Annotated in this window: 11 protein-coding genes and 1 pseudogene; 9 read left to right on the forward strand and 3 right to left on the reverse strand. The window is 67.8% G+C overall.

Annotation, left to right across the window (positions count from 1 at the left end; genetic code table 11):
- Nucleotides 1-1,104, forward strand: coding sequence for an NAD(P)/FAD-dependent oxidoreductase (locus AC5FRZ_RS12085; RefSeq protein ID WP_170095021.1), 1,104 nt, complete (start codon nt 1-3; stop codon nt 1,102-1,104).
- Nucleotides 1,105-1,128: 24 nt separating this feature from the next.
- Here AC5FRZ_RS12085 and AC5FRZ_RS12090 read toward each other — a convergent pair.
- A pseudogene (locus tag AC5FRZ_RS12090) lies at nt 1,129-1,509 on the reverse strand (Hsp20/alpha crystallin family protein); the annotation flags it as partial.
- Complete coding sequence (locus AC5FRZ_RS12095; RefSeq protein ID WP_170095022.1) at nt 1,509-1,667, reverse strand: DUF7559 family protein; 159 nt, start codon at nt 1,665-1,667, stop codon at nt 1,509-1,511. The gene AC5FRZ_RS12095 and the pseudogene AC5FRZ_RS12090, both read right to left, overlap by 1 nt.
- A 114-nt stretch (nt 1,668-1,781) precedes the next feature.
- Here AC5FRZ_RS12095 and AC5FRZ_RS12100 point away from each other — a divergent pair, with 114 nt between their 5' ends.
- The 4 genes from AC5FRZ_RS12100 (at nt 1,782) to AC5FRZ_RS12115 (ending at nt 4,839) form a co-directional block, all read left to right on the forward strand.
- Nucleotides 1,782-2,570 carry a DUF429 domain-containing protein gene (locus AC5FRZ_RS12100; protein ID WP_493564699.1) on the forward strand — a complete coding sequence of 263 codons (789 nt, stop codon included), beginning with the start codon at nt 1,782-1,784 and terminating at the stop codon, nt 2,568-2,570.
- A gap of 72 nt (nt 2,571-2,642) precedes the next feature.
- Nucleotides 2,643-2,879 (forward strand): hypothetical protein, encoded by a 237-nt coding sequence (locus AC5FRZ_RS12105; protein ID WP_170095024.1) that lies wholly within the window; start codon nt 2,643-2,645, stop codon nt 2,877-2,879.
- Between the two features lie 122 nt (nt 2,880-3,001).
- Nucleotides 3,002-4,018: an ABC transporter ATP-binding protein gene (locus AC5FRZ_RS12110; RefSeq protein ID WP_493564700.1), complete on the forward strand. Its 1,017-nt coding sequence runs from the start codon at nt 3,002-3,004 to the stop codon at nt 4,016-4,018.
- Entirely contained in the window at nt 4,015-4,839 is an 825-nt protein-coding gene (locus tag AC5FRZ_RS12115) for an ABC transporter permease (RefSeq protein ID WP_493564701.1), read from the forward strand. The genes AC5FRZ_RS12110 and AC5FRZ_RS12115 overlap by 4 nt, the downstream gene beginning before the upstream one ends.
- Before the next feature lie 149 nt (nt 4,840-4,988).
- Here AC5FRZ_RS12115 and AC5FRZ_RS12120 read toward each other — a convergent pair whose 3' ends face one another.
- The gene (locus AC5FRZ_RS12120) at nt 4,989-5,648 is read right to left on the reverse strand and encodes an HAD family hydrolase (protein ID WP_015763973.1); all 660 of its coding nucleotides are present in this window, start codon (nt 5,646-5,648) and stop codon (nt 4,989-4,991) included.
- 348 nt (nt 5,649-5,996) lie between these two features.
- On the opposite strand from AC5FRZ_RS12120, the gene AC5FRZ_RS12125 reads away from it, so the two are divergent.
- From AC5FRZ_RS12125 to AC5FRZ_RS12140, 4 genes are all read left to right on the forward strand, one after another.
- Entirely contained in the window at nt 5,997-7,163 is a 1,167-nt protein-coding gene (locus AC5FRZ_RS12125) for a hypothetical protein (protein ID WP_493564702.1), read from the forward strand.
- 59 nt (nt 7,164-7,222) lie between these two features.
- Nucleotides 7,223-8,941, forward strand: a complete 1,719-nt coding sequence (locus AC5FRZ_RS12130) for a radical SAM protein (protein WP_493564703.1) — start codon at nt 7,223-7,225, stop codon at nt 8,939-8,941.
- A 129-nt stretch (nt 8,942-9,070) separates the two neighbouring features.
- Entirely contained in the window at nt 9,071-10,912 is a 1,842-nt protein-coding gene (locus AC5FRZ_RS12135) for a lysylphosphatidylglycerol synthase domain-containing protein (RefSeq protein ID WP_493564704.1), read from the forward strand.
- A 257-nt stretch (nt 10,913-11,169) separates the two neighbouring features.
- Complete coding sequence (locus AC5FRZ_RS12140; RefSeq protein ID WP_153554049.1) at nt 11,170-12,153, forward strand: transcription initiation factor IIB; 984 nt, start codon at nt 11,170-11,172, stop codon at nt 12,151-12,153.
- The last annotated feature ends 127 nt before the right edge of the window (nt 12,154-12,280 follow it).

Genomic DNA, 12,280 nt, shown 5'->3' on the forward strand with positions numbered 1-12,280 from the left:
ATGCGAGTCGCCGTCGTCGGTGCCGGTGCCGTCGGCCTGACCGCCGCACGGACGCTGGCCGACCGTGGCACCGAGGTGGTACTGTACGACCGCGGGGAGATCGCCAGCGGTGCGACCGGGCGCGCGGCCGGGCTGTGCTACGACGCGTTCGCCGAGGACCGGGACGCCGCGGTGGCCGCCGACTCGCTCCGGCGGTTCCGCGAGCTGGGCGTGCTCACCGAGTGTCCGTACGTCTGGTACGCCCGCGACGGCGACGAGGCCAACGCCGACGCCATCGAGCAGCAGGTCCCGCGGATGCAGGCCCACGGGCGCGACGTGGCGCTGGTCGAGCCCGAGCGACTTGGCGAGCGGTACCCACAGCTTCGCACCGACGAGATCGGCGTCGCCGCGATCGCACACCGGGCCGGCTTCGTCGATCCGACCGAGTACGCGAGTGCGCTGACAGAAACCGTGCTGGAACGCGGCGTCGGCGTCCGGACGGAGACCCCCGTCTCGCTGGCCGGGCCGACGACGGTCGCCGAGCCCGACGGGACGGTCGCGTTCGACGCCGTGCTCGTGGCCGCCGGCCCCGCGACGAAGCCGCTCGTCGCCGACGCTGGCGTCGACCTCCCGCTACAGGCCTATCGCGCCCAGGCGCTCGTGACGGAACCGCTGCGGGCGACGCTCCCGATGGCCTACGACGCGACCCAGCAGTGCTACTGGCGGCCCTGCGAAGGCGGCTTGCTCGTCGGCGACGGTGCCCACGAGGCCGATCCCGACGACTGGGACCCCGAGGCCGACGCGAGCTTCGAACGGAGCGCACTCGATCGGCTGACGGCTGCGACGACCGTCGACGCGACGCGAGCGCAGTCCTGGGCCGGGCTCTGTACTGCGACGCCGGACCGAGAGCCGCTGCTGGGTGCAGTTGCAGACGGGCTCTACGTGGCGACGGGGTGGCACGGCCACGGCCTCATGCGATCGCCGGCACTGGGCGAGCGGATCGGCGAGCAGATCCTCGGCGGGCCGGGCGTCGACGCCTACGATCCCGACCGCTTTGCCGGCGACGAGACGATCGACATCGTCGACGGCATGACGCTCGACGAGGACGAGGAGAGACCGAACTGAGACGACGGGTGAGACGACCGGTCAGTCGGCCGCTTCGTCGGCCTTCGGGACCCGGACGTGCAGCGTACCGTCGTCTTTCAGGGTCGCCGACGCGGCCTCGGCGTCGACCACGGCGTCGGCGGGCAGGGTGACGCTGCCGTCGAGAGAGAGCCCGCGGCCGGGATAACGCATCTCGAAGTCCTCGTGGAACGGCCGGAACCGGTCGACGCGGACCTCGACACGGTCGTCGACGTACTGGACCTGCAGATCCGACGCCTCGACGCCGGGCGCGTCGAACACCACGAGGTACGCGTCGTCGCTCTCCAGCAGGTCGGCCGGCAGCGGCGTGCGTTCCTGGACGCGGCCGGCCGCGCGGCCGACGTTCTCGACGATCGCGTCGCCGAGCGAGCGGGCGAAGTCGAACATCACAGCTCGACCTCCTCCAGGCAGTCGACACCCCCGCAGTAGGGACACTGGAAGTCGGTCACGCCCACGCTGTCGGGCATGTCGTAGGTGTAGTGGAGTTCGAACATGTCGAGTTCGCAGCCGTCGTCGGTACAGACGAGTTCGAGCGTCGCTGGCATACGATTCTGTTGGACCGCGCGGGACAAACAGCTTTCGGAGCCCGGCGTACGCGCCCCGCCGGACGCACGGTGACAACGAGAACATTCATGTCGGCCCGGCGAGTGGGCTGGGGCATGAGTTCGCGTGTCTTGGGCGTCGACTTCAGCGGTGCGAGCGACGCGGGGCGCTCGCTGTGGCTGACGGAGGCGCGGGAGACGGGGGACGGACTGCGGGTCGAAGACTGCTATCGCGCGGCCGACGAGTGGGGACCGGACCGCGAGGACGCCCACGCCGGCCTGCGATCGCGGCTCACGGCCTTCGACGTCGTCGGACTCGACTTCCCGTTCAGCCTCCCGCAGGCGCTGCTGGACGAGCACTGCGACGGCGAGTGGGCCGGGCTGGTCGAGTGGCTCACCCTCGACGGCCCGACCGATCCCGACGAGTTCGCCTCGACGTGTCGCTCCTCGGCTCGCGAGTACACGGGCGACGGCACCGCGTCGCTGCGTCGCGAGACGGACCTGCGTCGCGCCGCACTGTGTCCCTACGACCGGATGGTCCAGTACCAGACCTTCTACGGGATCGGGAACGTCCTTGCCGGCCTCGCCGACGACCCCGCCGTCGCCGTCGCACCGATGCAGGACGGCGACGCCCCGACCCGCGTCGTCGAGGTGTACCCCGCCGCGACCTTCGGCTGGCTGGGGCTCTACCGGGAGGGGTACAAGAGCGATCGGCGCGATCGGCGCGCGACCAACGTCGACGGGATCGAGGCCTGCAGCGTCGATCTCGGGGGGTTCCGCGAGGAGTACGAACGACACCACGACGCGCTCGACAGCCTCGCGGCGGTGGTCTCGGCTGGCCGGGTCGCCGAGAACGAGAGACAGCCGCTCCACGGCCCGCGCGAGGAAGGCCACATCTACGTGTGAGTGGCGCAGACGTTCCAGAGCGACGTTCGAGGGCTGACATTTATCCGTCGACCGCGCGTCGGGACGAACACCGTGTCCTCGACTGACGCCAACTCTGCGGAGTCTCCCCGTTCGTTCGGCCCGATCCGGATACTCGAAACGTCGCTCGTTCGGCAACTACTCGGTCTCGCGCTCGCGCTCCTCGGCGTTCAGATCTTCGGCTGGGTGATCGACACCCGCCCATCTCTCTGGTACGGGGTCGCTCACGCCGCTGTCGGAGCCTTCGTCGTCTGCAACGGGCTGTATCTCGGTGGCGTTCGGCTCCGGTAGCCCGGAGAGATCGACTGCCCAGTCATCGTAGACACCTCTGGAGAACCTCGGCGTTCGTGCCCGCTACCGGCCCGGCGAACGCGTGCGGGACTTTTTACTCGGCCACGACGTACGGACGGTCGATGGAAACCCAGGAGCGACCGCAGACGAGCGCCGACGCGGCCGCGACGGACGAGTCGCCCGACGACGCCGCTCTCGTCGTCGAGGGGCTCGCCAAGCGGTTCGGGAGCGGCGAGGCAGCGGTCACCGCCGTCGACGACGTGTCCTTCAGCGTCGGCCGTGGCTCCGTCGTCGGACTGCTCGGCCCCAACGGCGCTGGCAAGACGACGACGATCAAAGCGATCCTCGGGATGGTGTTGCCCGACGCGGGCTCGGTCCGGATCGACGGGATCGACGTGTACGAACAGCCGAGTGCCGCCTACGCCAACGTCGACGCGATGCTCGAAGGCGCGCGCAACGACTACTGGCGGCTGACCGTCCGGGAGAACCTGCGGTACTTCGCGACGATCGGCGGCGTCGATCCCGACTCGGTGACGGCGCGCCACGAGCGGCTGCTCGACCAGCTCGACCTCGCCGAGAAGGCCGACGAAGCGGTGCGGGACCTCTCGCGAGGGATGAAACAGAAGGTGTCACTCGCCAGCGTGCTGGCGACCGACGCCGACGTGGTCTTTCTCGACGAGCCGACGCTGGGGCTGGACGTGGAGAGTTCGCTGACGCTGCGACGCGAACTGCGGCGGATCGTCGACGAGCGGTCGCTGACCGTCGTGCTCTGTAGCCACGACATGGACGTGATCGAAGCGGTCTGTGACCGCGTCGTGATCATGAACGACGGGCGCGTGATCGCGGACGACACCGTCGAGCGCCTCCTGTCGGGCGACGGCACGCAGCGGTTCAGTGTCGCCAGCCCGGACATCGGCGAGGCGCTGCTCGCGCGCCTCCGCGAGCGCTTCGAGGTGACTCAGGTGACGACCGACGGCGAGCGAACGCGCGTCGAGGTGGCGACCGACAGCGAGGGGTTCTACGACCTGACCGACCAGCTACGGGCCGCCGACGTGACCCTCGACAGCGTGAACACGGCCCAGTCCGACCTCGAAGACGTGTTCCTCGGGCTGACCGACGACGGCGAGGGGCGACGATGACGGGGCAGCCAGCCGGTGAGACGCCGAGGGGCGGTGAGACGCCTCGTCCGGCGTCCTACTACCACCTCGCGAGGGCCGTCCTCGTCCGTGAGTTCCTGCTGTTCGTGCGCTACCCGGCCAACGCCATCGGCGGGATCGTCGTCTCGCTGTTCTTCTTCGGGCTGCTGTTCTACGGCGGCCGGATGATCGCCGGACAGGCGCTGACCGACTCGCTAGAGGGGATCGTCGTCGGCTACTTCCTGTGGACGCTCGCGGTCGGTGCCTACTCCTCGATCTCGAACGACATCGGCAGCGAGGTCCAGTGGGGGACGCTGGAACGCCACATCATGACGCCCTTCGGCTTCGCGCCGGTGGCGCTGTTGAAAGGCGTCGCGAAGGTCGTCCGGACGTTCCTCACGTCGGCGGTGATCCTCGCGGTGATGCTGTTGCTCACCGACACCACGCTCCAGTTGCCGGTGGTGACGATCACGGTCGTCTCCGGGCTGGCGATCGCCTCCGTCCTGGGACTTGGCTTCGCGGCCGGCGGCGTCGCCGTCCTCTACAAGCGCATCGGCAACTGGCTGAACCTGCTCCAGTTCGGGTTCATCCTGCTGATCTCGGCCCCGGCGTTCGACCTCGGGTGGACGAAGTTCCTCCCGCTGGCACAGGGGAGTGCGCTCCTCCAGCGGGCGATGATCGACGGGACGCGGCTGTGGGAGTTTCCCGCGCTCGACCTGCTGGTCCTCGTCGGCGTCGCCGTTGGCTACGTCGTGCTTGGCTACGCCCTCTTCGAGGCCGCGACGCGGCGAGCCCGGCGACTCGGCGTGCTCGGAGACTACTGATACTGCCGGCTGTACGTCTGTGAATGATTTCGCCACCCCGAGGGAGACGGTCTTCACGAGGTGATAGCCAGGAGACGGCGACGACACTCCGTCCGGAACGGTAGCTGTCGTCGTCGTGCGCTCGCCCGGGCAAACGGCGAGAATCCGTCTCAGGTCCGGCAGATGTCGTGGAGGTCCGACAGCGAGTCGATGTCCCACGTCGGCCAGACGTTGAGCTCCCAGTCCGTGCGGTGTGGGCGACGGATGAACGCCGAGTCGATCCCCGCGTTCTCCGCGGCGCGGATGTCGGACTCGTTGTCGCCGACGAACAGCGCAGAGTCGGCGTCGAGGTCGGCCAGCGCGCGGTCGAGGTAGTGGCTGTTTGGCTTGCGCCGATCGAGGCTCTGGATCGTCGGCTCGCGGCCGTAGGCGGTGCCGAAGTGATCCCGCACCGAGAAGTGATCCAGGAGGAAGTCGACGGTCGCCTGCTGGTTCGAGCTGACGATGCCCTTCGCGGCGTCCAGGCCGTCGAGGGTGTCGATGTCGTCGTACGGACGCTTGCGTCCGGCGCGGGCCTCTTCCTGCTGGGCCTCGACCATCTTCTCTTCGCGAGCGCGCCAGAACTCCTCTCTGGGGAGATCGTACTGGCCGCAGATCGTCGCTACCTGGTGTGGGGTCGCTCCCACCGTCATGTTTTCGACGTGGTTGGGGTCCGGATCGGTCACACCGAACGCTTCGAACGTCTCCTGGGTCGCGTCCTGAAGAACGTCGAAGGCGGTCCGACCGACGAGGACACCGTCGTTGTCGAACACGACGGTATCGTAGGTCATACGCCAAATACGTCGGTGGGTGGTATAAGTGTTTCACCACCGCGGCTGGAGGCTCCGCTTCGTCCAGTCGGCAGGAGCTCACGAACTCAGAGGTCGGGAAACGGGCGACAGCGACGGATGAATGCGGACGCGAGGCGGCACGTTCGACCGACGGTTTTTCCCGCCGATCTAGTCGCCCCCAGCGCGGTATCGAGCCACGCCGCGAACGACGAGGTTATCGCGGGAGTCTAACCCCCGTTCCGACTTCTAACCACGAATGTGCCGCCTCACGGCGGCTCTGTATAGGGCGTTACAGCCCACAGAGTCCACGGTTTAAAATACCCCTACTCGCAAATAAAGCTTGAGACGATGGGGATCTACGAGGGGACGATCACCGAGACGACACAGGCGTTCTACCTGGAGCGGCTGTTCGATCGGTCCGAGCTACGGCCGGCCGTCCGGAACAGGTCCGAGAGCCTCGTCACCGACGGCGACCACGACGCGAAGACGGTCGAAGTTGACGCCGTCGGCACCTTCGACGGTGGGTGGGAGTTCTGGGATCACCTCCAGTACCCGGAGCGGCGCAACAACTTCGAGTTCCGGCCGCTGTTTTGCGTCCCCAGCTACGAGTTCACGCTCCCCGACTGGACGTTCGGCCGGTACGATCTGGTGAACCTCGACGTGACGGCCCGAGTGCTCTACTACCCGTTCGGTCTGGCCGTCGCCCGGTTCCGAGTGTACTTCGAGAGTTCGAGGCCCCTCGACCTCTCCGATTTCATCGCGTTCCAGCGGACCGTTCGTCAGGACCTCCGCGTCGCAGGAGATCCTCCCTCGTGGGCCGACGGCGGTGGTCCCCTCGTCCAGGAGATCTTCCGACCGATCGATCGGTGGCTCTTCGGAGCGACCGTGCCCGACACGTACGTCGGCCGAATCGGTGAACGGCCAGTTGCCACGATCTCGTTTCTCTACGACGCCGACGCGCTCAGCGAGCGAGAACGGGGGCAGCTGATCCGCCGCGACGACCGGCCGCTGGACGAAGAGACGCTAAACAGCCACGCGAAGCCGTACATCGGCCGCTTCGACACGGACGCCATCTCGGTTGCTCGACCGGGAGCAGTGATCCAGACCGGCGCGTTCGACGAGCACCGTCACTGGAGCCGTCGCTGGAAGCGACTGCAACTGCTCAACAACCTCTACCTGGCGTACGATTTCGCGATGCTGGAAGACCAGCACCTGACGCGGATCCGGGATCGCCTCGGTGCGACCCTCGACGACCTCGACAGCGTTTCCGCCGCTCGGAAACCACTGACTCCACGAGCGCTCCAGATCACGGACGATCTGTTGCGTTTCGGTGGCCAGCTCCGGGGGACCCGTGGGCAGGTCTACGAACAGCTCGAACCCACAGATCTGAAAGCGTCCGCGAACCCGGTCGTCGACGACTACATAGACCGGCTGTTGGGCCACGAGACGATTTTGCAACAGACCGCCGGTCGACTCCCGGCCACGCTCCTGAAGTACATCCCGTTCGCAGGCTGAGCCGCCACCTCCGATCCCGACCAGACACCGTTTTAGGCGTCGAGGCGGTAACGACGGACATGACTACCGACCCCGCCGACCTCTCGGTGACGATCGTCGACGGCTACGTCGACGAGCCGGCCCACTTCGGGGTCCCGCCGTACATCTCGACGTATCCGCGCTACACCGCCGGAGCGCTCGTCGACGCCGGTGTCCCCCGGACACAGATCACCTACCACACGATCGACGCGCTGCGCGAGGACAACGCCCGCTGGCAGGACGTGGAGGCCGCCGACCTGCTGATCTACGTCGGCGGGATGACCGTCCCCGGCAAGTACGTCGGCGGGACGCCGGCAGAGCCCGACGAGGTCCGCAAGCTGGCCTGGACTGCCGAGGGCACGTCGATGATGGGCGGCCCCGTCCGCTTCGGCGTCGGCGAGGCCAACGAAGGGGCCAGCGAGACGGCCCGCGACGACCTCGACTTCGACTTCCTGGCGATGGCCGACGTGGAAGCGGCGGCCTACGATCTGGTCGACAACGGACTCGAAGGGTTCGAAGACCGCTACCGCGGCGTGCCCGAGGAGACTCGCTGGGCGCGCCAGGGGGCTTTCGTCGTCGAGCAACACCCCAACCATCCGGAGTATCTCATCGCGGAACTGGAGACCTCGCGTGGGTGTCCCTACCGCTGTTCGTTCTGTACGGAGCCGATGTACGGCGACCCTGACTTCCGACCGCCCGAGAGCGTCGTCGACGAGGTCGACGCGCTCTCCGATCGCGGCGTCGCGAACTTCCGGCTGGGTCGGCAGGCGGACATCCTCGCCTACGGCGGCGACGGCAAGGCACCGAATCCCGACGCGCTCCGCGATCTCTACGGCGGCATCAGGTCGGTCGCGCCGGACCTGGAGACGCTGCACCTCGACAACATGAACCCCATCACGATCGTCGAGTGGCCCGAGAAGGCCCGCGAGGGGATCCGCGTCATCGCCGAACACAACACGCCCGGCGACACGGCGGCGTTCGGGCTGGAGTCGGCCGACCCGCTCGTCCAGGAGGAGAACAACCTCAACGTCTCCGCCGAAGAGTGTTTTCAGGCCGTCCGGATCGTCAACGAGGTCGCGGGCGTCCGACCGGGCGAGTCGCCCGGCAGCGGTCCCAGTACGGGCAGTGACGCCCCCAACCGACTCCCGAAGCTCCTGCCGGGGATCAACCTCGTCCACGGACTGAAGGGCGAACGCCGGGAGAGCTTCGAGCACAACAAGCGGTTCCTCCAGCGGGTCTACGACGAGGGGTACATGCTGCGCCGGATCAACATCCGGCAGGTCATGGCCTTCGAGGGGACCGACATGGCCGACACCGGCGCGGAGATCGCCAAGGACCACAAGCAGCTGTTCAAGCAGTACAAGCAGGAGGTCCGCGAGACGATCGACAATCCGATGCTCAAGCGGGTCGCGCCGGTCGGGACTGTGCTCCCGGACGTGACCCTGGAGTACCACCAGGACGGCAAGACCTTCGGCCGCCAGCTTGGCACCTACCCGCTGCTGGTGGGGATTCCCGGCGAACGCGAACTCGGCCGGACCATCGACGTGGCGATCACCGACCACGGCTACCGGTCGGTGACCGGTGTGCCCTATCCGCTGGACCCGAACGCCGCCTCGATGGCCGAGCTACGGGCGATCCCCGGCATTGGGCGCTCGACGGCCGGCGACATCGTCGTCGACAGACCCTACGACTCCGTCGAGGAGATCGACGACGCACTGGCTCAGTTCGTCGCCGCCGAACGCCGACGGGGCGCAGACTGAGACGGCCAGCCGTCGGTCTGTCGGCAGTGTCGTGGCGACGGAGTTTCGACGGTCGTCACGATGAAATCGCCGACCGCGGTCGTCGGCCGAACAGAAGGTACTTTTCGGTCGCTCGCGCACCGTGACACAATGAGCGACGTGGAAGTCAGCGTCGTCCTGCCGGCTTACAACGAGGCCGCGACCATCGAGGAGACGGTCGAGACGACGCTGTCGACGCTGGCGGCCTTCCTGCCAGCGGGGAGCTTCGAAGTGATCGTCGCGGAGGACGGCTGTGAAGACCGCACACCGGAGATCGCGACCCAGATGGCCGACGCCGACGAGCGGGTCCGCCACGCCCATTCCGACGAGCGACTGGGCCGGGGCGGCGCGCTGACCGACGCCTTCCGGCGGGCCGACGGCGAGACGCTGGTGTACTTCGATACCGACCTGGCGACGGACATGCGCCACCTCGAAGAGCTGGTCGAGTCGGTCCGTTCGGGCGAGTACGACGTGGCGACGGGATCGCGGTGGCTTCCGGAGAACCGCGCCGATCGCCCCGCGAAACGAGGGGTGCCGAGTCTCGGCTACAACACCCTCGTGCGGCTGTTCCTGCGATCTGACCTGCAGGACCACCAGTGTGGCTTCAAAGCGTTCGATCGGGCGGCGGCGCTCGATCTCCTCGACGATGTCGAAGACGAACACTGGTTCTGGGACACGGAGCTGCTGGTCCGCGCCCAGCGGAAGGGGTACCGCGTCAAGGAGTTCCCGGTCGACTGGACGCCCAAGGGCGACTCGAAGGTCGACCTCGTGCGGGACGTGTTCGGGATGGGGAGCCAGATCGTCCGGACCTGGTGGCAGCTGTCGGTGAGTCCCCGGATCACACGGAAGGTGAGCATGACTGCCGGGTCGCTGCTGGTGATCGCCGCGCTCGTGCTCGCGGTGACGGTCGTCTTCGACCCGGCGGCCGTCCTGGACGCGATCAGCGGGGCGGACGGCGGCGTCGTCGCGTTCTCGGGCGTGGTGTACCTGCTGTCGTGGCCGCTGCGCGGACAGCGCTATCGAGACATTCTCGCTCGGCTGGGCCACGACAGCGACACGTGGTTCCTCACGGGCGCGATCTTCATCAGCCAGACGGGGAACCTCGTCTTCCCCGCCAGGCTCGGCGACGGAGTCCGGGCTTACGTGGTCAAGGCCCGCCGGCAGATCCCGTATCCGACCGGGTTCGCCTCGCTGGCCGTCGAACGCGTCTTCGACCTGCTCGCGATCACCGTCCTGGCCGGGAGCGTCCTCGTGGGCCTCGTCGTCACCGGTGGGACCGACCAGGTCGCCCGAGCGATCGCGGCCGACGTGCCCCCGGTGACGATCGGGGACGACACGCTCGATCCCGCCGCGGCGGCGCGGACGGCGCTCCGTGTCGCCGCTGTCGTCGGTGCGGCGGCCATCGCGGGCGTCGCCGTGATCGTCGTCAGCGCCCGCCGGGACAGCGATCTCGTCCACCGTGCGGTCACCGCGCTCAGCAACGACTCCTACGCCCGGTACGTCTCCGGGATCGTCGAGCAGTTCGTCGGCGACGTCGAGACCGTCGTCGCCGACCGGGGTGCCTTCCTCCGGGTCGGCGTCGGCAGCCTCGTCATCTGGATCGTCGACGTGTTGACGGCGGTCGTCGTCTTCGCTGCCTTCCCCAGCATCGAACTCTCCCCGTCGCTGGTGGCAGCCGCGTTCTTCGCGGTCAGCGTCGGTAACCTCGCGAAGATCCTCCCGCTGTCGCCGGGCGGGATCGGCCTCTACGAGGGTGCCTTCACCCTCATCGTCGTCGGGCTGACGACCGTCACGGGGCCGGTCGCGCTCGCGATCTCGATCGTCGATCACGCCGTCAAGAACGCCGTCACGATCGTCGGCGGGCTCGGATCGATGGCCTGGCTCAACGTCTCGCTGACGACCGCGGTCGAAGAGTCCCAGCAGTCCGGCGAAATCGAGCCGGAGGCCGACTAGTACGTACCAACTGTCGGCCAGACCCTATTTGAACGGGTGCGTCAAACTCTCTCAAACACCACGCTCGCACCGTTCACACCGGTTTCGACTTTCGAGATTCGATAGATTTAAATGAGTTTCGAAGGCACTGTGTTGGTACCAATCGAGCGTCCGGGATCGTCGATGACGGACCGGAACCATCGCCGTTCGTCGCCTGGCATGGGACGACACCAGTCGTTCTCGGCACCGATACCCCGGATAGCGCCCGCATTCGTACAATGAGCGATTCGAACACCAGAACGCGAGCGAGAGCGCGCACGACCACCGACGAGGAACAGACAGAAGAAGAGAGCGAGACGACATCGACCGCGTGTCCGGAGTGTGCGGGCACGCTGGTCGTCGACGACGAGCACGGCGAGACCGTCTGTGAGGACTGTGGACTCGTCGTCGAGACCGACGAGATCGACCGCGGACCGGAGTGGCGCGCGTTCGACTCCAGCGAGAAAGACGAGAAGTCCCGCGTCGGCGCACCGACGACCAACATGATGCACGACAAGGGGCTGTCGACCAACATCGACTGGCGCGACAAGGACGCCTACGGCAACTCCCTGTCGGGCAAGCAGCGCCAGAAGATGCAACGCCTGCGCAAGTGGAACGAGCGGTTCCGCACCCGTGACTCCAAGGAGCGCAACCTCAAGCAGGCGCTGGGCGAGATCGACCGGATGGCCTCCGCCGTCGGCCTCCCGGAGAACGTCCGCGAGACCGCGAGTGTCATCTACCGCCGTGCGCTCGACGAGAACCTCCTGCCCGGCCGCTCTATCGAGGGCGTCTCGACGGCCTCCGTCTACGCCGCCGCTCGCCAGGCCGGCGTCCCCCGGAGCCTGGACGAGATCGACGAGGTCTCCCGCGTCGAGAAGAGCGAGATCGCACGCACGTACCGCTACGTCGTCCGCGAACTCGGGCTCGAAGTCGCGCCGGCCGACCCCGAGAGCTACGTCCCGCGCTTTGCCTCCTCGCTGGAGCTGTCGGACGAGGCCGAACACCGCGCCCGCCAACTGCTCCAGAACGCCAAAGAGCAGGGCGTCCACTCCGGCAAGTCCCCGGTCGGACTGGCCGCCGCGGCCGTGTACGCCGCCGCACTGCTGACCAACGAGAAGACGACCCAGGCCGCCGTCAGCGAGGTCGCCGACATCTCGGAAGTGACGATCCGCAACCGCTACCACGAACTGCTGGAGGCCGAGCAGGGCCTCCCGATGGCCTGATACGGATTCTTGTCGACCAGGGGCAGATCGACTGTACGCCATCGGGAGACGCTCTCCGTCGTCTCCCGAGCCCGTCCGCACAGCGTTCAGCGGGACGCCGCCCGGTCGACCGGACAAACGTCGACGC

Source organism: Halomicrobium sp. HArcht1-1 (genome assembly GCF_058933285.1).